Here is a 19,943-nt window from a genome sequence, read left to right as displayed (position 1 = left end):
AGAATGACATTGCAATTAAAACAAATGTTAACGGAAATGCACTAACAATAATCGCTGTTTGCATTGCATTTAAACCACCAGATAGCATTAGAACAATCGCTGATGCGGATAGGAAAAATCCCCAAACAATCTTTACAATATTCGGTGGATTAAGGCTTCCATGTGCAGTCTGCATACCTAATACAAATGTTGCCGAGTCTGCAGATGTAATAAAAAACGTGGTAATCAACATTAATGTTACAACAATTAACAAACCTGTTAATGGTAACTGCTGATACACAAAGAAAATCACTGTTTCCAAGCTTTGACCACTCACATTTAATCCTTTAAAGAATTCAAAATAAATACCAGTTCCACCGAATACCGCAAACCAAAACGCACAAACAAGTGTTGGAATCACTAATACAGCAACCATAAATTCACGAACGGTTCTCCCTTTAGAAACACGTGCAATAAACGTTCCTACAAAAGGAGCCCATGCAATCCACCATGCCCAATAAAAAATTGTCCAGCCCTGGATCCAAGAAGCACTTTCTTCATTAAACGGTGCAAGTCTTAAACCCATGCTAGGTAAGTTTTGAATATAGCTCCCAAGTGTTGTAGTAAAAAGATCTAACACAAATCTTGTTGGGGCAAGAATCAAAAATACAATTAAAAGGATAACAGCTAGTGCCATATTTGCATTACTTAAATATTTAATCCCCTTTTGTATTCCCGTACTTGCAGATAAGATAAACAATACTGTAACAATTGATATGATGATTAACTGAACCGTAAAATTATTTGGAATTCCAGCAATATAACTCAATCCGCTGTTAATTTGTGCAGCCCCTAATCCTAAAGAAGCAGCTACCCCAAATATTGTAGCAAAAACAGCTACTACATCTATAATGATTCCTATTACACCGGTTGCTCTCCTGCCAAGTAAAGGAGTTAATGTTACACTCATCAACCCCGGCTCTTTTTTTCTAAATTTATAATAAGCTAACACTAATGCAATAACTGCATAGATTGCCCAAGCATGAAATCCCCAATGTAAATACGTGTATCGCAGCGCTACTTTTGCTGCCTCACCAGTTCCCCCTTCACCAATTGGAGGATTAGCAAAGTGAGATACAGGCTCAGACACTCCAAAAAACAAAAGTCCAATTCCCATACCAGCACTGAATAGCATAGCAAACCAAGTTGATCGTTTAAATTCCGGTTTATCATCATCAGCGCCTAGTTTAATTTTCCCATACTTGCTAAAAATCAGGAATATGGCAAAGATTAAAAAGAAGGTTGCCGATAACTGATAAAACCAACCAAAGCTACTAAGAAAAAAAGCTTTAGTTGTATCCATTACAGCTCCAAGATGGGCAGGAGCAATCACTCCCCATCCAACGAATATTGAAGCGATGACGATTGAAATCCAAAAAACTTTTGACACCTTTTCCATAAATCGTTCTCCTTTTCGGTTAAAATCATGCTAATTGTGTAAGTTAACATGCTGACTTTTTAGCAGGATGAAATATTCACGATAAAGACATGTTTTACCGTAACATGAATGCACCTATTCAGTAGCATTCTCTAAAGAATGAGAATTACCATAAAAACAGTTACTTTTTCAGAAATGCTCATTGCCACATTTTTAACAATCTAATTTTTTTTAACTACCTGCACTTCTACAAATTTACTCTTTAACACTATAGAACTTATGTTCAGCGTGAATCTCATGTGTAATTGTTAACATTCCATATGAATAGGAACTTTGTCTCCTTTTGTCAGTAGCAGAACCCGGATTAAATAAGAGAATACCATTTACTACCTTATTAAGAGGAATATGAGAGTGACCAAATAAAATACAATCAACGTTGTGATCTTTAAAAGCTGCTATAGCACGTTTCTCTGTTGTTTGAGACTTCCCATGCCCATGTACTATTCCTATTTTCTTACCATTGAGTGTCACTATTTTATTCTCAGGCAAAACTTCCATTAAGTCTTGGCTATCGACATTTCCGAAAACACCGTCAAGTGTTCCAAGCTTTGAAAGTTCTTCATACACCTCAATTGTTTGCCAATCTCCCACATGTATAATACGATCCACTTCCTTACACACTGTTTTAATAATAGATGGAAGTTTTTTTGCACGTTTAGGTATATGTGTGTCTCCAAGGACCAAGATTTTCAAAGGACCACTCCTAATTTGGATTATCATCAAGAAAAGGCTATAATATTAATGCTCTAAAAGTTTGACTAGGTACATATTTTCACACCATTAAATGAGATTATTCAAGAATAGGAAGAGGTAAGAGATAAATGAAAATCATTGAATCAACAATTGAACAATTAGATGACCCATTCGGCATTCTTTCTGGAGATCGTTACGAGATTTTCCTTACATTAGATGTAGATGAGGAGGATGAGTTGTTTAGTGAACACGGAATTAAATTAAAATTAATTTTTGCTGTTGACCAAGATCAATACAATATTGCACAATATGATTTCATTGAGATGACAACAGAAAAATTTTTGGATTTCGGTCTTGAAGAAGAGGAAGAAAAAGAAATTGCCGCACATTGTATAGAGCTTGTTTCAACCCTATAAAAAAAGGACGACTGCATTAAGTCGTCCTTTTCCTCTATACCGCTTCTTTGTCTCGAAAAATCTTCTTCTTTATAAAAGAAAATTTGTGTATAGGCTCTTTCTGTACAATTAAAATGAGTTGTAAAAGCAGTAAAAATAATACGGACTTTTTATAAACTAAATAACGAGGAGACCAATCCGTGGCAAATTTAGCTTTATACCTACGCAAGCCCTTAAAATTATAAAATTTGCATCCATTCAAAAAGGCAAATCGGGCTATTTTCTCTTGAAAAGGTGAGTTATTGTCTAAAAAGAGAAGATGCGAAAGGGTGGTCCCACCATATTTTTTCATAACAGATAAAATGAAAGAACTATTAAAAACATTTTCACTTATTCGTTGTTGGTTAGAATATAAATAAATGACTGCAATACTAATGAAGAAAAATAGTAAAAATAGAATAGCGCTCATCAATTACTCTAATCCCCCTTTTCTCTCTATACAAGATAACACATCTCACACCGTGAGAAAATATATTTAAAATATCAGTTTATTCTAGCATAGTTTTCTTATATTCGGAGAACGTAAAAATATACTTATTGTGAAAGTTCTATCATCATAAGATGACTGTTAATACAGCGTCTTCAATCAATTCAAAATGGTTTTCTTGGATTTAAGTAAAACTTTCATGAAGAGGATTTTATTAAATAAAGTGGAGTTGATAATATGAATGTTAATCGCGCAAAAGAAATCTCAAGTATGGGTGAAATGGTGAATGTTGAATTTGAAGGAGAATCCATTTACATACAATCTGTGAACGAAGAGCAAGAAACAGCACGCATTTTTCCGATAAACAACCCTCAAGCAGAAAAAAACGTACCAGTTGATCGTTTAACTGAACGATAAGTTATGACTGCAAAAAAGTCTAGGAAATAAAAACAAGGCGAGAACCTTTATAAAAAGACTTTACTCTTTGTATAAGTTTCCCCTAACAAAATGGACTAACAAGTGATTGTTAGTCCGTTAATAACTCAAAACCTTCTCAATTATTAGTATTGAAGTAAACAAATACATCGTTACCTTCTACAACTTCTATAAATCCGAAACCTTTTTCTGATTTAAGCAATTTTACACTACAAATTGTTTTCAAAAGTAGTACCTCCAAAGATTTTTTAATACAGGGCTACTCGTACCGGAATAAATAAAATTCACATATTATAGAGAATATCAATGGTTGATATATAGATATTCTTTATAATATGTGAATAAAGCAGCTCTATATTTCGTTAGTTATATAAAAAATAGTCTATATTTATTTATAAAAATTGCTGAATTTTCAAAACAACGAAAGCCCTACCTCTCCTTCGTCCTTACGGCTCCTAGTCCGCGCCAGTGTGAATTGATTAACATCTACTCTTTATGATTTGATCACTCACACAACACTAAAATATTAAAGGTTTTTCAAGCACTAAATTCTATAATAACCTTTTTTCCTATAACTGTCAAATCATCAGTAATATTAATGTGCTTTCTTATTCATCCATTGAACAATTAATAACATAACCGAGGATATAAGGATCATCGACAAAACCCATAACCATGCAAGGTCCATTTTTCCACTATCTATCGCTACATAAATGGCAGTTGAAACTGTTTGTGTCTTCCCTGGTATATTTCCCGCAAACATCAGAGTTGCCCCAAATTCACCTAACGCTCTAGTGAAACTTAAAACGAAACCAGTAAAAATATATTTTATTGTTAACGGAAGGGAGACTAGAAAAAAAACTCCTCCTTCATCAGCTCCGTCTACACGTGCAGCATTTTCAATATCGGTGTCAACATGTTCAAATCCAGCTTTTGTGACTTGATACATAAGGGGAAAAGCCACAACCGCAGCAGCAACAACCCCCGCCCACCAAGTGAAAATAATGGTTTCATTAAAAATATTTTCAATCACTTGACCTATAGGGCTGTTCATCCCAAATATAATGATCAAGAAAAAGCCAATTACAGAAGGCGGCAAAACCAGTGGTAAAATCAATACTGTTTCAACTAACATTTTCCCTTTAAATGAAGATTTTGCCATAAACCTGCCTATTAATGTACCCATTAAAAGGACAAAAACACTGGCAATTAAAGCAATTCTCACTGATAGAAAAATTGGATCCCAAAATTCATATGTCATTATTTATTCCCCATTTAATCCACATCTTGTTATAGTGATTCTTGAACTGATGTTGTCATCCACCACTAACAGGTGGAATAAATGCAACAGTATCACCTGTCTGTACAAGATCTTCTTCAAGTGCATATTCTTCATTTACGGCAACCATAACATTTTCTAGTGAACCTACTTCATACGTTTGACTAACAAAATCTCTTAATTCTTTAACCGTTAGTGAGTTTTTTTCAATTACAAGATTGTCCTTTCCAATCTTTTCTTGTAAGTGAGCAAATAAAAGTACTTTAATCATGTTTTTCCTCCAATGGCTTTCCACTTGGATATGGTGTTTTTTCTAATTGATCACCAATCCAAGCTTCTCCGTTTTCCCATATTTCTTTTTTCCAGATAGGGACAATTTGTTTAATTCGCTCTATTGCATATTCATTTGCTTCATACGCATCTTTTCGATGAGGTGTTGAAACCGCAATAACAACAGCAATATCAGAAATCTCTAATTTTCCAATCCTGTGTGTAATCGCTACTTTTGAATTCTCCCATTTTTCATTTATTTCTTTACCTATTTGAGCAAGCATTTTCACTGCCATTTTTTCATAAGCTTGATATTCTAATGACAATGTTCGTTTACCGTATGTAAATTCCCTCACCGTTCCAATAAACGTTGTTACAGCACCCGCTTCCCTGCGTATTACCTTTTTTGTCATTTCTTCTACTGAAATTGGATTTGTTACAATTTCAAACATTGGAATTGTCAATATATTCACCTGCTTTAGTATTTATTAACCAGTTTATACACTCTTTCATGTTAGAATAAACCCTGAATTTTTCGCTGTAAATTTTCGGTAAAGAAAAACTAGCTAGAATACAACAAACATTTTCAAGCTTGTCTAACAGCTCAATATCTTCTTCTCCTCGTAGTAGAACAACTTTCGGATATCGTTCAAATTTAAAACCTTCAACTAAAATCAAGTCTAGTTCAAACACATTATATAAAGTAATCATTTGTTTGAGAGTTAAAGTTAACTTGTCTGAAGACAAAATAAACGATCCATTGCCTTCAACAAGTGTAACATAAGCTCCTGCTTGACGATGCTTTCCTGTATCTTTTTGTTGATCATGATGAAGGGATGTTCCCCCATGTCCATGATGCTTAATTGTGCCTACTTTTAAATGCGCTTCTGCACAAGCTTTAATATATCCCGTTACAAATGTTGTTTTTCCACTATTTTGAAACCCGACTACTTGAAGGATTCTGCCCAAGGTTGTTCACTTCCTGTTTGATCTTCAATTAAAAGGACATCAATTGTATCTCCAGCTTTATATCCTCTTGTTCCTCCTGGTAATACAATAAAAGCATTTGCTTCAGCAAGTGATGTAACGACATTCGATTTATCTAATCCAACTGGTGTTGCTAGTACCTGCCCATTTTCCATCGAGATAAACCCTCTAACAAAGCGAGTGAAAGGATTTGGCTTTGGAAAATCCTTTCCTAAGGTTGCAGTAACCTTTTGAAGATGGGGATGTTTTGAATTTAAAAAGATTCTAACAATAGGACGTACAAATAACTCAAAACCAACGTAACAAGCAGACGGGTTGCCCGAAAGTCCAAACAATAATTTTCCATTTAACTCAGCTACTGTTGTTACACTTCCTGGTCTCATCGATACTTTATTGAAAAGAACATTTGCACCTAAACGTTTATAAATTTCCGGCAAATAATCATAGTCACCAACGGAAACTCCACCTGTTGTGATTAAGAAATCTACCTTTTCTAAAGCACTTGCGATCGCATCATAGCATTTTTCAAGATCATCAACAAGTTTCCCTAGATAAACAGGTGCAGCCCCGCTTCGTCTAGCTTGAGCTTCAATCATATATGAATTACTATTTCTTATTTTACCAGGAACAAGCGGCTCCCCAACATTTAATAACTCGCTACCAGTAGCAATGATTCCAATTTTGGGCTTTTTTACGACAGAAACCTTTTCATAACCGAATGTTGCTAGCAATGCTATAACACCAGGGGTTATATATGTACCTTTTTTTACTAATACGCTACCTTCTGGTGTATCTTCCCCTTTAAATGACACATTATCTCCCTTTTTAAAAGGTCGTTTAATCGACATAAATGACTTATTCTCTTGTTGGTACATTTTCGTTAATTCCAACATAACAACTGCATCACTACCTACCGGCATCTGTGCACCAGTCATAATACGAATTGCCTGCATTCTTCCGAGTGTATAATCACTAACACTTCCTGCACCAATCTCATCAATTACTTCAAATTCAATAGGATGATCACTTTGAGCATGTATAGTATCGATAGATCTTATTGCGAAACCATCATACGGAGAACGATCAAACGGTGGAACAGGATGATCTGCAATAAGATCCTCTGCCAAAAAACGTCCATAGCTTTCTTGCAGTGTTACCTTTTCACCATTACCAACTATAGAATAACTCATGACTTTATTAATTGCTTCTTTTACAGCCAAAGGCTTTCTTTTTTCTATCATCATTTCCACTCCGATAAATAAAATATTATAATTAATCAGATTCTGCTATTTTATCATTATTTAGTATTTCAACATAATCATTTGGTGAGTTTATGTTACTAAATATTTTAGAATCTACCTTCAATTGATGTTCTGATACATAATAAACAGGTACCTTTTCAAACAATGACATCATTTTTAACTCATTGTTCAATAGCTGGTTCTCCACAACAGATTGTATTGAATAGTGATAGATTCCTATTAAAGGATGAAGTTTACCATTCATTTTAGGAATAATTATTTTTGCACCTTCACTTCTATATGTAAGGAGTGTTGATACAACTTTATCTGTTATTAAAGGAATATCACATGAAAGAAACACAAACCATTCGGCTTTTTCATCTTTCATTGCCGTATAAATTCCAGCAAGCGGTCCTTTCCCTTGTACGATTGGATCATCGTTCAAAACTTTTATATTCGTTTGTTTTTTAAATTTTTCAATTAAACTAGGGTGACTAATAATTGTTTGGCTTTCTGTTGAGCTTTCGAGTGCTTGTATGGAATACTCCCAAAACTCCTTACCTTTGTATGTAGCAAATGCTTTTGGACTTCCGAATCTACGTGATTGACCTCCAGCGAGCAAAACACCATGTGTTTCATTCAACTTTTACCACCTCTTTATAAACATCTTTCCTAATGAACAAACCAAAAAAGTCAGCTACCTTAATGGTAACCGACTAGGTTAAAATAATCTAATATCTTACTCTGCGGATGATTCTAATTCACCTAAAACGCGATTCACCCGTTTTTCAAGCATTTTCATTCCGCTGCCACCGGCTTGAAAATGTCGAAGCTTTCCTTCCCTGTCGAAAACATAATAGGCAGGGACATATTGATTTTCTAAAGCATCTGTTAGTTTATGCTCACTATCAACAAAAATTGACTGTGTGATATCATGCTCTGCTGCAACTTTTATTATTTCATCAATATTTAAATCATCCTCAGAACGAGGCATATGAACAGCTAAAACATTTAATTTGTTAGAATATTGATCGCGGAATTCATTCACTGCAGGCATTGCTTCTTTACACAAGTGACAGCTAATTGACCAAAAGTGGATCAGAGTCGGCTTATCACCAACTAAATCCTCTCTTGATACTTGACCATTAAGCCACTCAGTTGCACCGTTTAACTCAGGCATCGGTTCACGTAATTTCATTTGGTAACCCCCAAACACATTGGTAATTGAAAGAAGAAATGATTATTATACCTGAGGTCATAGAGTTGATTGACCTGGTTTCCAGTTTGCCGGGCAAAGTCCACCTGTTTGAAGAGCTTGTAATACACGTAGTGTTTCATCAACATCACGGCCAATATTATTATGGTTAACAACAGCATATTGTATTTCACCTTCTGGATTAATAATAAACAACCCACGAAGTGCAATACCTTCTTCTTCAATTAACACACCATAATCGCGAGAAACAGAATGGTTCGTATCAGCTGCCAATGGATAGTTTAAATCTCCCAAACCATTGTCTTTACGATCAGTCTTAATCCATGCAAGATGGGTATGAATTGTATCTGTTGAGACACCAATTACTTCTGCATCTAAATCTTCAAACTCTTCATATCGATCAGAAAGGGACGTTATTTCTGTAGGACAGACAAAGGTAAAGTCCATTGGATAAAAGAAAAGCACAGTCCATTTGTCATTTTTCATATTTTCCTCTAAACTAACTTTTCCAAATTCTTTGTCATCCATTACTGCATCCATTTCAAATCGAGGTGCTTGTTTACCCACCATACGTTCAGCCATATCTCATACCTCCTAATAAAAGAATGTTTTCCATACTTTTTATAAAAAATTATAATGAGTTAATTCACACTGACAATTCGCTAATTTTTAGTTACAAGTTTTTTTACCATTATCATTATGGTCACCATTTAAGTATTTCATGCAAAAGCATTTTGATTGATCACTAAAAATCCATATCATTTTAGACACAATAAGCTAAATTCCTTCATTTTTTACACAGAATATGTTTAACATAGTAGAAGTAGGGTATAAATAACTTGTTCTTTCTTTCAAAAATTAGAGCGTAATAACAGGTTGCGTGCAGTATTGAAAGGACCTCTATTTCGAGAAAGGATGTTGTACAATGGATTGGTTTGAGGAAATTGATTGGTCATCACTAATGACTGAAGCAGGAATTATCATTTTAAAACTTATAGGAATTATTATTGCTTTTTTAATCATAAAAGCAATCGGAAACAAAATTATCCGAAGAATGTTTCAACGTTTACAAGAACGTGACAATATTTCATCAGGTCGAGCTTTAACTCTCCAAAGTCTTTCACTAAATGTGTTTTCATATGTGTTAGTTTTTATTTTTGTTGTCATGATTTTTGAGGTATTTAATTATAATGCTTCTGCACTAATTGCTGGTGCAGGTGTTGTTGGGCTAGCAATTGGTTTTGGAGCGCAAGGGTTAGTTAGTGATGTCGTAACCGGCTTCTTTCTGTTATTAGAAAAGCAAATTGATGTAGAAGATTATGTTACTGTAGCTGGGTTTGACGGTGTCGTTGAACAAGTAGGGTTACGCACAACTCAAATTAGAGGATTCGATGGGACTCTTCATTATGTTCCAAACCGTGAAATCACAAATGTAAGTAACCATTCTCGTGGAAATATGAGAGCATTAGTAGATATTGGAATCTCTTATGATGATAATATTGATAAAGCAATTACTGTTTTACAAGATGTATGTGACAAATTTGCGGCTGAGGATAACACTGTTGTAGAGGGACCAAACGTACTCGGTGTTCAAGCATTAGGTGCATCTGACGTTGTCATTCGTGTGCTTGCAAAGACTGAAAACATGCAGCAATGGGCTGTTGAACGTAAATTACGTAAAGCGATGAAAGAGGCTCTTGATGCAAATGGAATCGAAATTCCCTTTCCACATCAAGTATATGTTGAGAAAAAGAGTCAGTAATATTTAAAGTAAAGAAGGGTACCCAAATTTTTTAGGTACCCTTTTTATGTTCTTTCATTATTAACCAATCTTAAACCGGGCAAGTGATACAGATGAAAAACTAATCTAATCACTTGCCACATAGTTTTTACTAACGGTTGATTTTGCTTTCAACTTGCTGACAGATTTCATCAGCAGACATACCGCTTGCCTGAATAACAGATCCAGCTGTCACTACATTACTAATTCCCATTACGTTAGAATCCTGTCCTGTAATGACACAGCAGTCACAACCTTTTGCATCATTTTCATTTTTTAATTGGACAACGTCATAGCCTTTTTCTTGTAAAGCAGAAGTTACATCAGATAGTGATTGTTCTACACCGATTTTTGCCATAATTTATCCACCTCCTACATGTATTGTGTACATGGTTGGATAAAATATACTTTAATTCTTTCTCGTTTTTTAACTCAATTTAATTTTACATACTATATAAACAACCTTGTCTATTTTGTGATTTAAAAAACCCAATCATTATGATTGGGTTGCTTTGAACGAAATATATTTACTCATAACATTTACAGCAACCTCAATTGCTGCTTCATCTGGTTGAAGTTTTGCATGATGTAATCCGTATGATGAATTAACCCCTAGCCAAAACATGAATCCGGAAACTTGATCGACCATATAACCAAAATCTTCACCAGTCATTGCTTCTGAACACTCATTTACATGGTAAGACGTATTTTCAGATATATAATCCATAAATTCTGTTGTTAAAGCTTCATCATTAAAGACTTGATGATACATAGAGCCATAATCAATTTTGGCTTGACATGAATATCCAATTTCAATTCCTTTTACGATTTCTTCAATTCTTTCCTTTACCCTATCCATTGATTCAACTGAAAGCGTACGAATGGTTCCTTCTAATCTAGCGTTTTCAGCTATAATGTTCTGGACTGTTCCACCAGTTATCTTTCCAATTGTAATAACTGCGCTATCTAATGGATCAACATTGCGTGCAACGATTGATTGCAGCTGAGTAACAAGCGAGCAAGCCGCAACAACCATATCATTTGTTGTATGAGGATATGCTGCATGGCCACCTTTTCCTTTGAGATCTATGAACAATTCGGAGGTATTGGCAAAAAGCAAACCAGGTTTTGTCGCAATTGTACCTACTGGAAGCTCGGGAGAAATATGAAGTGCAGTAATAATGTCCGGTCTCCATTCTTGGGCTATTTCACTATTTAACATTGGTTCCGCTCCACCTGGACCTTCTTCTGCTGGCTGAAATAAAAACAAAACATGATCAGAAATAGGATTTTCAATAAAATGCATAAGAATTCCGATCGCAATTGTCATATGGAAATCATGTCCACATGCATGCATATAACCAGGATGTTCAGATTGGAAATCATAATCGGTTTCCTCAGTTATTGGCAAGCCATCAATATCCGCTCGGTAGCCAATTGTTTTCTTTGGGTTGGTTCCTTTTACTAACGCAAAAATTCCTGTTTTCCAAGTTCTTACTTCCAAACGGTCTTGTGGCAGCTTATTTAATAAATCTAGTAAATATTGCTGTGTTTTGAATTCCTGGAAACCAATCTCAGGGATACGATGAAGATCCCTACGAATTTGAATGAGATGTTCTTTCCCCAATACGACCATTCCTCTCTATACTTAAGGCGTGGATCATGATCCACGCCTTTTGTTCTTATAGCTGTCTTAATTCTTGCATTATTTCAGTTTTTGATTTTGTACTATCGTCAATATCCTTGATTTTACGAGCTGGAGCACCGTAAACAACTGTATAAGGCTCAACATCCTTCGTTACGATTGAACCTGCACCAACAACGGCACCTTTACCAACTGTTACACCTTCAAGTACAACAACATTAGCACCGATCATAACATCGTCTTCAATTACAACTGGTTTTGCAGAAGGTGGCTCAATAACACCAGCTAATACAGATCCAGCACCGATATGACAGTTTTTACCTACAGTCGCACGGCCACCAAGTGTAGCATTCATATCAATCATTGTACCTTCACCAATAACAGAACCAATATTGATTGAAGCCCCCATCATAATAACAGCATTATCACCAATTTCAACTTGATCACGGATGATTGCGCCAGGCTCAATACGTGCTTTAATACCTTTAAGGTCCAGTAAAGGAATTGCAGAATTACGTCGATCGTTTTCTACAACAAAATCCTCAATATTATTTTTGTTATTTTCTAACGCTTCTTGAATTTCTGCCCACTCTCCGAAAACGACACCAGTGTTTCCAGTAATAAATGTTTTTGCAGAATCACCAAAGCTTACACCTTCCAGATTTCCTTTTACGTAAACTTTTACAGGTGTTGATTTTGTACTGTTTTGTATAAATGAGATAATCTCATTTGCATCCATCATTTTCATATGTATATCCTCCTTGTACATTTCAGTCATTCTTTACTGTATCAAAGGATTCATCGGTTGACAAGCTATCTGCTAAATTTGTCATGCAGTCGGTTATGTTTTATGTTTTATGTTTTAAATTAAAGTTTAAGTATTTTTATACTCTTCCACTACTTCTAAAAACGCTTTAACTTGCTTTAATTCAAATGACGATTCAAAACCTAATAACCATGTATCTCTTTCAATAGGCTTACCATCTTCATCTAGAAGTGGAATTCTATAAACATCTTGCTGCTCTTCTTTAAGGGTAACAGATGGAAGAATCGCGTAACCGATTCCATTTAGAGCCATTTGTTTACAAGTTTCAATCTGATCAACAACAATTGTTCTTTTAGGTGAAGTATGAAATTGTCTGTGCCACCAATCTTGAATTTCTTGATAATAAGACGAATCACTTTTAAATTGTATAAAAGGTCTTTCTGTATGTAGAACATCTTCTATATTGTTAATTTCTGTGTCTACTAAATACAAAGTATCTGTTAATAAATGCCTCTTAATACCTTTCCAATCTGGATTTCCTCGAATAATACCTAAATGCACGTGATCTTCATACATACTTCTTAAAATCTCGCTGCTCCATCCAGTAATAAGAGATATTTTTGCATGTGGATATTTTCTTACATATGTTTTTAAAACACCTGGCAACCAATGCTGACCTATTATAGAGGCTACAGCAAGCTTCAAGGTGCCATGAACTTCTCCTTCCAATTCTAATATTTGTTCCTTTACTTTCTCCTCTTTCAAAACGACTTCACGTGCATATTGTATGACTTTCTCACCCGCTGGAGTTAGTGTTAACCCTTTTTGGGAACGAACAAAAATTTGTATTCCCCACGATTTTTCAATTGTTTGCAATCTCTGTGATAAAGCTGGCTGTGAAACAAATAGACGTTCAGCAGCTTTTCTCATATTCATTTCCTCTGATAAAACAACAAGCATCCGGAGCTCTGATGTTTGCATATAGCACCTACTTTATAAGTTTTTCTTATAATATGTATCAAAGAATATCTAATTTTATTATATTGATTTTAATTGTATGATAAGGATGAATAAAGGGTTTGTAAAGTAATAATTTCACCAGAAAAGGGGAATTGTTTTATGACATTGAGAATAACAGGACTTGATCATATTCAAATATGTGTTCCTACTGATCAAGAAGAAACCGCTCGTGGATTCTATCTTAACATATTAAACTTTGAGGAAATCGAAAAGCCAAAGAGTCTAAAGAATAACGGCGGTTTTTGGTGCTGTGCAGGGGTCGCTTTTCTTCATATAGGTGTAGAGGAGTTTGTTACAATAACAAGCAAGCGTCATCCAGCATTTATTGTTGAAGATATTAATGAAACAAGAAAGCACTTGGAACGCTATCAGGTCCCAATTAAAGAAGATACACCTATTCCCGGGATTGTTAGATTTTCATGCTTTGATCCGTTTAACAACAGAATTGAATTATTACAAAGAATAGATGACTAAAAGACTGATGCTCACACATCAGCCTTTTGCTTTTTAGGTAATAACAATATGAACAAAAAGCTTAAAACAGCAAACCCAAATACTACCCAATAAACATCATTTAAAGCAATTTCAAGTCCTTCCTGTAAAAGAGATCTTGCCTGTACTGTTAGTTCGTTTCTTTGCTGATCATCGAGCAACATAGTAGTCGAGTCAAGGTTCATTTCACCCTCGACACCTTTGCTTGAATAAAAAGCAAGTAGCTGACTATTCAAAATTCCTCCTAAAAGAGCAGCACCTACTGTACTACCGACATTTCTCATAAACATATTAGTAGCAGTTGCAACGCCTCTTGTATTCCAAGGAACGGTGCTTTGAATGGAGACTATAAAAGCCGTAGTAGTTAACCCCATCCCAATCCCTATCAGAAAAGATCCAAAAGCAGCTAATAATGGACTATCACTTCCTGAGAGTATCGTAAACACAATACTTCCTAAAATAAGAGAAACTCCTCCCAAGATGGAGGTAGTACGGAAGCCAATTGACAATATGGCCTTGCCTGAAATTGTCGCAGCTATTGGCCAGCCTATGGACATTGTTGTCAATGTTAACCCAGCAATGATTGGTTTTTCCTCCATAACACCTTGAACAAAAGTAGGCAAAAACGTCGACAATCCGATTAATATTATTCCAGTTGTTAAAGAAGTTAAGTTTGCTATTAAAATTGAACGCTCACGCCAAAGCTCAAATGGCATCATAGGATCATCTACTTTACGCTCATAAAAAACAAAAATCACCAAACTTAGGAGCGAGAGTAAAGCCAGGCTGACAATAGGCCCGGATAGCCAGTCCCAGCGCACCCCTCCTTCTACAAGAATAAACATAAATGTAGTTACAAATAACGTTAAAAGAAAGGCACCGACATAATCAATTTTTGGCTTACTCTTTTCAATTTCCTCATGTAGGAATAAATATAATCCAATGATCGCTAATATTCCTAATGGAACGTTAAGCCAGAAGACAAATCTCCAGCTTACAAATTCAACTAATAAACCACCAATTGCCGGCCCCATAATAGCCGAAATCCCCCACACACTTGATAAATAACCTTGTATTTTCGCCCGTTCTTCTTTTGTATAAATGTCTCCTATTATAGTTGATGCAATCGGCATTACTGCACCTGCCCCAAATCCTTGAACAAAACGGGCAAATATAAGCCATTCCATTGATGATGCTAATCCACAAAGGATAGAACCAATCAAGAAAATAACAATCCCAACTGTCAATACTGGTTTTCGCCCAAAAATATCGGATAATTTTCCATATAGTAAGACTGTAACAGCATTCATTAATAGATATGACGAAAACACCCAGCTATATAAAGAAAAGTCCTCAAGTTCTGCAACAATTGCCGGCATAGCTGTTGCAACAATTGTTGCTTCAATTGCCGCCATAAACATAGCTAACATAACAGTAGCCAATACATATGGTCTTTTGGTTATTTTAGAGTTTTGGCTATATGCTAAAAATTCTTTTCCTTCTCCCATTACTTGATCCGCCTTTTATGTAATATGAAAACGGTGTAAATTTTTACACCGCTTAAGAATTTCTATTTATTATGTTGATTATTATTTAATAAATGAATATGTTTCTTTAATTGCTTTAAGATTGCCCTTCTTGTAAAAATCCCTTCGAATATCTTCTCATCATTTTGCACACAAATAAAAGGATTGTTTACAACAAGATCCAGTCCTTTTTCTAAAGGGTCATTTAAAAAGAGTCTTGGTATTTCTGTATTCATTACTTCTTCTACTTTCATGTTTTCTAATTTTTCAAATTCTATCCTCTCTAGACCAAATATATTGTCCATTATTAAATTCATCCCGATAAGACCGTGAAGCTTAAAAGTTGGATCCAAAACAGGAATGGCTGTATATCCTGTCTTCGTTAAAACAAGTAAAGCATGTTCTAAATTATTCCCAATTTGAACATGTGCTACCTTATCTCCAGGAATCATTAAATCTCTAATGGTTAAACCCATTAACTCATTGGCATCAATACTAAACATAGCTGTTCTTCCTCTCTAAAAAACTTTTCTATATTAAAAAGGAGGTCATGAATAATCCTAATCTATCATATCATAAAAAGCTATTGTATATGTTTCATTTGATCTTTTCTAACACTCATGTTTATACATTACACTCTTTCAACATGTAATGTAGATCATGCTAAACCTTAGAAGAAATAAAAAAATGATACTCATTAATGAGTATCCACTTTTAATCTTACTTTTTTAAGTAGAGAATAACTATTTTATTCTTAATCTGTCATATAACAATTTAAGTTGATGATAATTTCCTTCATCCACCTGTTTTAAACCTGATTCAATATCATTTATTTCACTGCTAATTAATTCAATAGCGTAATCTTGTCTTAATAGTGTTTCTACTAAAAGCTTTTGCTCATCATACGATAATCTATCAATTGTTTCCATTCGAAGAATCCCCCCATGAAATTGATTCCTTTCCCTAAGCATAATCAATTCAAAAGTAGGGAGTCAAACGCAAGTTTCGACAACATCCTAAATTTATATTATTTAGTATATCGATTTGCATAGCTAAATGCTGTGTAAGAATCTGGTTTTATTTTCGCTTCAATTCCCATCGCTTCTATGCGACCTGTCATTTCCTGAATTAACTCCTTTGTTAATCCTTTTCTTCCTATATCAAGATGAATTTCAAAAACTAAATCTGCTCCTTCATCTGAAAAAGGAATTAATACATCTGTTAACTGTTCTAAATATTGAGAAGTAAAGTAGTAAGCAATTTCTTGACTAAGTGCAGTTTCCATCGAGATTTTTTCTCGAATACTCGAAATTGGCCTGTTCACACTATGATACTTTAAACATCCCCATGCACCTTTACCGACACGATGTACATGTATGGCTGTTATAAACTTAGTCTCTGTTTGATGAACATGTGAGTCTGAACCAATTGACAATACATAAAGTGAACGTGGATCCTTTAACATAAAGCCTTTTATACGCTCAATTACAGTTTGGAAGGACATATTCTTCTCAGAGACATTATAAAAGGTGAAAGATTCGTTCATGTCACATCTCCTTGTCAATGATTTCATTTTTCAAAAGAGTTTTTCCCTTCTACCTCACTATATGTATTAAACAAGGAATATTATGAGTATTTCTCATTAATTCTAACTAACTCATAGCAAACGTATAATTAACGCAGAAAAAAAAGTAGCCATACCTTAAGGCATGGCTACTTTCCTTTACTAGTCTCAATGTTTTTAATGGTTGCATGACAATGAGCGCACGTAAAGATAACATTTTGATTAGATTGAGCTGTTAATGATTCTGATAGTGGTCCTTGTCCATGACATGACGGACAAATAACAAAAGGCTCTTTTCTCATTTTGCCTCCTTACTCCATTAGTTACTGGAGGAGATCAAAAATTTCCATCGCAATCATATCAATATTGTCGAACTGGTAAGATTGAGGTTTTTCACCCTTTTGATAAACCTCAAGTTCAAACGTGCTGTTTTTATCAAAATATTTTACACTACAGCGTTTTTCACCTTCTACTTCGAAAAAACGTTGAACTGGTTCTCCAGCCCCCGCATTTTCTTGTAAATTTTGAAGTCTTGTAATAATACCTAAAAGTTGTGACACTAGAATATCCCCCTTCCGGAAGAGTTAACGTATAACTAATTCCTCATATTTTATTGTTTTACTCTACCATACATTCTATCCACTAAACAACGATTCAATAATCAGTATCTTTACTTTGTGCCATATCAATTTTACACTATGTATATAAGGATTTCCAAGGAAATTGTCATAGTATTGACAAACGTTGATTTATTAATATCAACAACACAACTGAAGCAACAAAAACTGCCTTGATATTAATTGCTAGGAAATCACTTTCACCCTCGTCAGTCAAAAAATTCGTGTTTAAAACAAGGGGGAAATTAATTTTGGCACTCACAAAAAAGATTAATGATCGAATAACAATCATCGACACAATGGATTTAGGAATGCAAGGTAGAACAAGTTGCTATGTTCTACAGGATGAAAAACAGGTAGTCCTTTTTGAACCGTCAGCAAGCCCTTCAGTACCTCATATCCTAGAAGGACTAAACGAGCTAAACATTCCGTTTGAATCAATAGCCTATATTATTGTAACACATATTCACCTAGACCATGCCGGTGGAGCAGGATTACTTTTAGAAAAGTGTCCCAATGCAAAGCTTATTGTCCATCCAAAAGGTGCTAGGCATATGATTGATCCCTCAAGATTAATTGCTGGTGCAAAAGCAGTCTACGGTGAAAGCTTTGATCGTTTGTTCCATCCAGTACTTCCCATTGCTGAAGATCGAATCATAATTAAGAAACATCTTGATACTCTTGAATTAAGTAATCACTGCACTCTAACCTTTTATGATTCTCCAGGTCATGCAAATCATCATTTTAGTATTCATGATTCGGTAAGCAATGGAATATTTACTGGGGATACGATAGGGGTTTTTTATGGAGTTCTACCTGAAAACAATAAGGAATTTTATCTACCTTCTACATCGCCTAATCAATTTGACCCAGAAGCAATGCTTCGTTCTGCAAAAATGATTGAAAATTTAAATGTGAGTTCAATTTATTTTAGTCATTATGGAGTCAGTAAAAATCCAAACAGGGTAATTAATGAATTGAGGAAGTGGTTACCTCGATTTTTACAAACAGCTCAACAAACTCTTACTAACAATAGCTTTGAAACCATTCAACAAGCAAGTAAACAGGTAAATATTGAATTAGGTAACCTTGTTTCACAAGTGTTAGCTGAACAAAAAGCTACACTTTCTAATGATGTTCATGATATGGTATTACTTGATTTATCAGTTTGTGCTCAAGGCCTTGTTGATTACTTTTATAAACTTGAACAAAAAAGAAAAAATGTCAGGGGGATATGAGTGAAAAAAGTTACAGTTTATACTCAACCAAGTTGTCCACCATGTCAGGTGGTAAAGAAGTTTTTAGATCATCATCAGATTTCCTATATTGAAAAAGATGTTTCAATAGACTTAGATGCAAGAACCACACTTATCAATGAATTACAATCTACTTCCACACCAACTGTAACAGTTGATGATGCAGTAGTAACAGGTTTTGATTTGCAAAAGCTTGAAAAGTTATTGGAGATTGAAAACTGAAGAATCAAGAAAGAAAAAAAGCTTGGTGACCAGCCAAGCTTTTTCCGTCTATTAAAAGGGGTTTGGGGAAAATCGAGAGTTTAATGACTAATCAAGTTCCTACAAGCACATTCTAAGGTGATGAAACAGGGTTTCACCTCCGTAAAAAATGTTTTATGTAGTTCTAGATTGTTTTATTCTCTTTCTTAATTACAATGATAATGATTATCAGTTTCATTGTCAACGTTTTTTTTTACTCATTTTCTATAAAAAAACAGCGGAAACTCTGTCCGCTGTTTTTACCATGATATTGTAAATGCCAAATAAAAAATATATGCAAGTGAGAGAACAGCTGCAATCAAATAAGTTAAAAACACTGGGTTGCGAGTATAAGGATGATCTTGAACTCTTTCATTAATTTGTGTGTCATATTTCGCTTTTCTTTCACTTACAAGCTTTCCTACCTTAAATGTATAAATTAAGCTTGTAGCCAATATAAGCAATGCTATCACACCGAGTACCATTGTTAAGTAGGTCATCTTGCTGTCACCCCTTCTATAAATAGGATGACTCATTAACTGCAAATTATTCTTTCA

The 19,943-nt window shown here is 34.7% G+C and carries 28 protein-coding genes; 6 read left to right on the top strand and 22 right to left on the bottom strand.

Annotation, left to right across the window (positions count from 1 at the left end):
• Positions 1-1,438 (bottom strand): glycine betaine uptake BCCT transporter (locus ACEWK1_RS01795; RefSeq protein ID WP_416635424.1); only part of this gene is annotated, 1,438 nt, incomplete at its 3' end.
• 234 nt (positions 1,439-1,672) lie between these two features.
• A complete protein-coding gene (locus tag ACEWK1_RS01790; protein WP_212134352.1) occupies positions 1,673-2,170 on the bottom strand; it encodes a metallophosphoesterase family protein in 498 nt (165 codons plus the stop codon).
• Positions 2,171-2,298: 128 nt separating this feature from the next.
• On the opposite strand from ACEWK1_RS01790, the gene ACEWK1_RS01785 reads away from it, so the two are divergent.
• Positions 2,299-2,586: a DUF6509 family protein gene (locus ACEWK1_RS01785; RefSeq protein ID WP_212134350.1), complete on the top strand. Its 288-nt coding sequence runs from the start codon at positions 2,299-2,301 to the stop codon at positions 2,584-2,586.
• A 34-nt stretch (positions 2,587-2,620) separates the two neighbouring features.
• Here ACEWK1_RS01785 and ACEWK1_RS01780 read toward each other — a convergent pair whose 3' ends face one another.
• Positions 2,621-3,034, bottom strand: coding sequence for a phosphatidylglycerol lysyltransferase domain-containing protein (locus tag ACEWK1_RS01780; RefSeq protein WP_416635421.1), 414 nt, complete (start codon positions 3,032-3,034; stop codon positions 2,621-2,623).
• Between the two features lie 255 nt (positions 3,035-3,289).
• Here ACEWK1_RS01780 and ACEWK1_RS01775 point away from each other — a divergent pair, with 255 nt between their 5' ends.
• Positions 3,290-3,469: an H-type small acid-soluble spore protein gene (locus tag ACEWK1_RS01775; protein ID WP_212134346.1), complete on the top strand. Its 180-nt coding sequence runs from the start codon at positions 3,290-3,292 to the stop codon at positions 3,467-3,469.
• Positions 3,470-4,082: 613 nt separating this feature from the next.
• On the opposite strand, the gene modB is transcribed toward ACEWK1_RS01775, so the two are convergent.
• The 8 genes from modB to ACEWK1_RS01735 all read right to left on the bottom strand — a co-directional run bounded on the left by modB (position 4,083) and on the right by ACEWK1_RS01735 (position 9,062).
• Entirely contained in the window at positions 4,083-4,748 is a 666-nt protein-coding gene (modB, locus tag ACEWK1_RS01770; RefSeq protein WP_121661211.1) for a molybdate ABC transporter permease subunit, read from the bottom strand.
• Between the two features lie 55 nt (positions 4,749-4,803).
• Complete coding sequence (gene moaD, locus ACEWK1_RS01765) at positions 4,804-5,037, bottom strand: molybdopterin converting factor subunit 1 (protein WP_121661210.1); 234 nt, start codon at positions 5,035-5,037, stop codon at positions 4,804-4,806.
• Positions 5,030-5,488, bottom strand: coding sequence for a molybdenum cofactor biosynthesis protein MoaE (locus ACEWK1_RS01760; RefSeq protein WP_373995111.1), 459 nt, complete (start codon positions 5,486-5,488; stop codon positions 5,030-5,032). Before ACEWK1_RS01760 ends, moaD begins: the two co-directional genes overlap by 8 nt.
• Positions 5,481-6,005 carry a molybdopterin-guanine dinucleotide biosynthesis protein B gene (mobB, locus tag ACEWK1_RS01755; RefSeq protein WP_121661208.1) on the bottom strand — a complete coding sequence of 175 codons (525 nt, stop codon included), beginning with the start codon at positions 6,003-6,005 and terminating at the stop codon, positions 5,481-5,483. Before mobB ends, ACEWK1_RS01760 begins: the two co-directional genes overlap by 8 nt.
• Entirely contained in the window at positions 5,984-7,264 is a 1,281-nt protein-coding gene (gene glp, locus ACEWK1_RS01750) for a gephyrin-like molybdotransferase Glp (protein ID WP_212134341.1), read from the bottom strand. Before glp ends, mobB begins: the two co-directional genes overlap by 22 nt.
• A gap of 31 nt (positions 7,265-7,295) precedes the next feature.
• Positions 7,296-7,907, bottom strand: coding sequence for a molybdenum cofactor guanylyltransferase (locus ACEWK1_RS01745; RefSeq protein WP_416635417.1), 612 nt, complete (start codon positions 7,905-7,907; stop codon positions 7,296-7,298).
• Positions 7,908-8,003: 96 nt separating this feature from the next.
• Positions 8,004-8,462: a TlpA disulfide reductase family protein gene (locus tag ACEWK1_RS01740; protein WP_212134336.1), complete on the bottom strand. Its 459-nt coding sequence runs from the start codon at positions 8,460-8,462 to the stop codon at positions 8,004-8,006.
• 57 nt (positions 8,463-8,519) lie between these two features.
• Positions 8,520-9,062 carry a peroxiredoxin gene (locus ACEWK1_RS01735; protein ID WP_251393801.1) on the bottom strand — a complete coding sequence of 181 codons (543 nt, stop codon included), beginning with the start codon at positions 9,060-9,062 and terminating at the stop codon, positions 8,520-8,522.
• Positions 9,063-9,405: 343 nt separating this feature from the next.
• Between ACEWK1_RS01735 and ACEWK1_RS01730 the strand changes: the two genes are divergently transcribed.
• Positions 9,406-10,242, top strand: a complete 837-nt coding sequence (locus ACEWK1_RS01730; RefSeq protein WP_121661203.1) for a mechanosensitive ion channel family protein — start codon at positions 9,406-9,408, stop codon at positions 10,240-10,242.
• A 130-nt stretch (positions 10,243-10,372) separates the two neighbouring features.
• Here ACEWK1_RS01730 and ACEWK1_RS01725 read toward each other — a convergent pair whose 3' ends face one another.
• From ACEWK1_RS01725 to ACEWK1_RS01710, 4 genes are all read right to left on the bottom strand, one after another.
• The gene (locus ACEWK1_RS01725) at positions 10,373-10,618 is read right to left on the bottom strand and encodes a YkuS family protein (protein ID WP_098798024.1); all 246 of its coding nucleotides are present in this window, start codon (positions 10,616-10,618) and stop codon (positions 10,373-10,375) included.
• Between the two features lie 138 nt (positions 10,619-10,756).
• Positions 10,757-11,887, bottom strand: coding sequence for an N-acetyldiaminopimelate deacetylase (locus tag ACEWK1_RS01720; RefSeq protein WP_416635413.1), 1,131 nt, complete (start codon positions 11,885-11,887; stop codon positions 10,757-10,759).
• A gap of 55 nt (positions 11,888-11,942) precedes the next feature.
• Positions 11,943-12,653 carry a 2,3,4,5-tetrahydropyridine-2,6-dicarboxylate N-acetyltransferase gene (gene dapD / locus ACEWK1_RS01715; protein ID WP_121661201.1) on the bottom strand — a complete coding sequence of 237 codons (711 nt, stop codon included), beginning with the start codon at positions 12,651-12,653 and terminating at the stop codon, positions 11,943-11,945.
• Positions 12,654-12,779: 126 nt separating this feature from the next.
• Positions 12,780-13,652 (bottom strand): LysR family transcriptional regulator, encoded by an 873-nt coding sequence (locus tag ACEWK1_RS01710; protein ID WP_251393797.1) that lies wholly within the window; start codon positions 13,650-13,652, stop codon positions 12,780-12,782.
• Positions 13,653-13,790: 138 nt separating this feature from the next.
• On the opposite strand from ACEWK1_RS01710, the gene ACEWK1_RS01705 reads away from it, so the two are divergent.
• Positions 13,791-14,165: a glyoxalase gene (locus ACEWK1_RS01705; protein ID WP_416635411.1), complete on the top strand. Its 375-nt coding sequence runs from the start codon at positions 13,791-13,793 to the stop codon at positions 14,163-14,165.
• An 11-nt stretch (positions 14,166-14,176) separates the two neighbouring features.
• On the opposite strand, the gene ACEWK1_RS01700 is transcribed toward ACEWK1_RS01705, so the two are convergent.
• The 6 genes from ACEWK1_RS01700 to ACEWK1_RS01675 all read right to left on the bottom strand — a co-directional run bounded on the left by ACEWK1_RS01700 (position 14,177) and on the right by ACEWK1_RS01675 (position 17,833).
• The gene (locus tag ACEWK1_RS01700) at positions 14,177-15,691 is read right to left on the bottom strand and encodes an MDR family MFS transporter (protein ID WP_251393795.1); all 1,515 of its coding nucleotides are present in this window, start codon (positions 15,689-15,691) and stop codon (positions 14,177-14,179) included.
• A 62-nt stretch (positions 15,692-15,753) separates the two neighbouring features.
• Positions 15,754-16,212 carry a cyclic-di-AMP-binding protein CbpB gene (gene cbpB, locus ACEWK1_RS01695; RefSeq protein ID WP_121661197.1) on the bottom strand — a complete coding sequence of 153 codons (459 nt, stop codon included), beginning with the start codon at positions 16,210-16,212 and terminating at the stop codon, positions 15,754-15,756.
• Positions 16,213-16,452: 240 nt separating this feature from the next.
• Complete coding sequence (abbA, locus tag ACEWK1_RS01690) at positions 16,453-16,638, bottom strand: antirepressor AbbA (RefSeq protein WP_121661196.1); 186 nt, start codon at positions 16,636-16,638, stop codon at positions 16,453-16,455.
• Between the two features lie 98 nt (positions 16,639-16,736).
• Positions 16,737-17,255, bottom strand: a complete 519-nt coding sequence (locus tag ACEWK1_RS01685; RefSeq protein WP_121661195.1) for a ribonuclease H-like YkuK family protein — start codon at positions 17,253-17,255, stop codon at positions 16,737-16,739.
• A 167-nt stretch (positions 17,256-17,422) separates the two neighbouring features.
• Complete coding sequence (locus ACEWK1_RS01680) at positions 17,423-17,575, bottom strand: hypothetical protein (protein WP_098798015.1); 153 nt, start codon at positions 17,573-17,575, stop codon at positions 17,423-17,425.
• 21 nt (positions 17,576-17,596) lie between these two features.
• On the bottom strand, positions 17,597-17,833 hold the full coding sequence (locus ACEWK1_RS01675; RefSeq protein ID WP_121661194.1) for a YkuJ family protein: 237 nt from the start codon (positions 17,831-17,833) through the stop codon (positions 17,597-17,599).
• Between the two features lie 308 nt (positions 17,834-18,141).
• Here ACEWK1_RS01675 and ACEWK1_RS01670 point away from each other — a divergent pair, with 308 nt between their 5' ends.
• Both ACEWK1_RS01670 and ACEWK1_RS01665 read left to right on the top strand, forming a co-directional pair.
• A complete protein-coding gene (locus tag ACEWK1_RS01670; protein ID WP_251393794.1) occupies positions 18,142-19,128 on the top strand; it encodes an MBL fold metallo-hydrolase in 987 nt (328 codons plus the stop codon).
• Entirely contained in the window at positions 19,129-19,368 is a 240-nt protein-coding gene (locus ACEWK1_RS01665) for a glutaredoxin family protein (RefSeq protein ID WP_162987281.1), read from the top strand. It abuts the gene before it with no gap.
• A 278-nt stretch (positions 19,369-19,646) separates the two neighbouring features.
• Here ACEWK1_RS01665 and ACEWK1_RS01660 read toward each other — a convergent pair whose 3' ends face one another.
• Complete coding sequence (locus ACEWK1_RS01660) at positions 19,647-19,886, bottom strand: hypothetical protein (RefSeq protein WP_121661193.1); 240 nt, start codon at positions 19,884-19,886, stop codon at positions 19,647-19,649.
• Between the last annotated feature and the right edge of the window lie 57 nt (positions 19,887-19,943).

The organism is Metabacillus sp. YM-086, assembly GCF_048059995.1.
Classification (GTDB): domain Bacteria; phylum Bacillota; class Bacilli; order Bacillales; family Bacillaceae; genus Metabacillus; species Metabacillus litoralis_B.
The sequence above is the reverse complement of the archived record's forward strand: the minus strand, read 5'-3'. Positions and strand labels throughout refer to the sequence as shown.

What these genes read in the sequence shown, in the direction of transcription:
- ACEWK1_RS01785 (WP_212134350.1), top strand. Translation starts at nt 2,299, where the DNA reads ATGAAAATCATTGAATCAACAATTGAACAATTAGATGACCCATTCGGC.
- ACEWK1_RS01780 (WP_416635421.1), bottom strand. Translation starts at nt 3,034, where the DNA reads ATGAGCGCTATTCTATTTTTACTATTTTTCTTCATTAGTATTGCAGTC.
- ACEWK1_RS01775 (WP_212134346.1), top strand. Translation starts at nt 3,290, where the DNA reads ATGAATGTTAATCGCGCAAAAGAAATCTCAAGTATGGGTGAAATGGTG.
- modB (WP_121661211.1), bottom strand. Translation starts at nt 4,748, where the DNA reads ATGACATATGAATTTTGGGATCCAATTTTTCTATCAGTGAGAATTGCT.
- moaD (WP_121661210.1), bottom strand. Translation starts at nt 5,037, where the DNA reads ATGATTAAAGTACTTTTATTTGCTCACTTACAAGAAAAGATTGGAAAG.
- ACEWK1_RS01760 (WP_373995111.1), bottom strand. Translation starts at nt 5,488, where the DNA reads ATGTTTGAAATTGTAACAAATCCAATTTCAGTAGAAGAAATGACAAAA.
- glp (WP_212134341.1), bottom strand. Translation starts at nt 7,264, where the DNA reads ATGATAGAAAAAAGAAAGCCTTTGGCTGTAAAAGAAGCAATTAATAAA.
- ACEWK1_RS01740 (WP_212134336.1), bottom strand. Translation starts at nt 8,462, where the DNA reads ATGAAATTACGTGAACCGATGCCTGAGTTAAACGGTGCAACTGAGTGG.
- ACEWK1_RS01735 (WP_251393801.1), bottom strand. Translation starts at nt 9,062, where the DNA reads ATGGCTGAACGTATGGTGGGTAAACAAGCACCTCGATTTGAAATGGAT.
- ACEWK1_RS01730 (WP_121661203.1), top strand. Translation starts at nt 9,406, where the DNA reads ATGGATTGGTTTGAGGAAATTGATTGGTCATCACTAATGACTGAAGCA.
- ACEWK1_RS01725 (WP_098798024.1), bottom strand. Translation starts at nt 10,618, where the DNA reads ATGGCAAAAATCGGTGTAGAACAATCACTATCTGATGTAACTTCTGCT.
- dapD (WP_121661201.1), bottom strand. Translation starts at nt 12,653, where the DNA reads ATGAAAATGATGGATGCAAATGAGATTATCTCATTTATACAAAACAGT.
- ACEWK1_RS01710 (WP_251393797.1), bottom strand. Translation starts at nt 13,652, where the DNA reads ATGCAAACATCAGAGCTCCGGATGCTTGTTGTTTTATCAGAGGAAATG.
- ACEWK1_RS01705 (WP_416635411.1), top strand. Translation starts at nt 13,791, where the DNA reads ATGACATTGAGAATAACAGGACTTGATCATATTCAAATATGTGTTCCT.
- ACEWK1_RS01700 (WP_251393795.1), bottom strand. Translation starts at nt 15,691, where the DNA reads ATGGGAGAAGGAAAAGAATTTTTAGCATATAGCCAAAACTCTAAAATA.
- cbpB (WP_121661197.1), bottom strand. Translation starts at nt 16,212, where the DNA reads ATGTTTAGTATTGATGCCAATGAGTTAATGGGTTTAACCATTAGAGAT.
- abbA (WP_121661196.1), bottom strand. Translation starts at nt 16,638, where the DNA reads ATGGAAACAATTGATAGATTATCGTATGATGAGCAAAAGCTTTTAGTA.
- ACEWK1_RS01685 (WP_121661195.1), bottom strand. Translation starts at nt 17,255, where the DNA reads ATGAACGAATCTTTCACCTTTTATAATGTCTCTGAGAAGAATATGTCC.
- ACEWK1_RS01680 (WP_098798015.1), bottom strand. Translation starts at nt 17,575, where the DNA reads ATGAGAAAAGAGCCTTTTGTTATTTGTCCGTCATGTCATGGACAAGGA.
- ACEWK1_RS01660 (WP_121661193.1), bottom strand. Translation starts at nt 19,886, where the DNA reads ATGACCTACTTAACAATGGTACTCGGTGTGATAGCATTGCTTATATTG.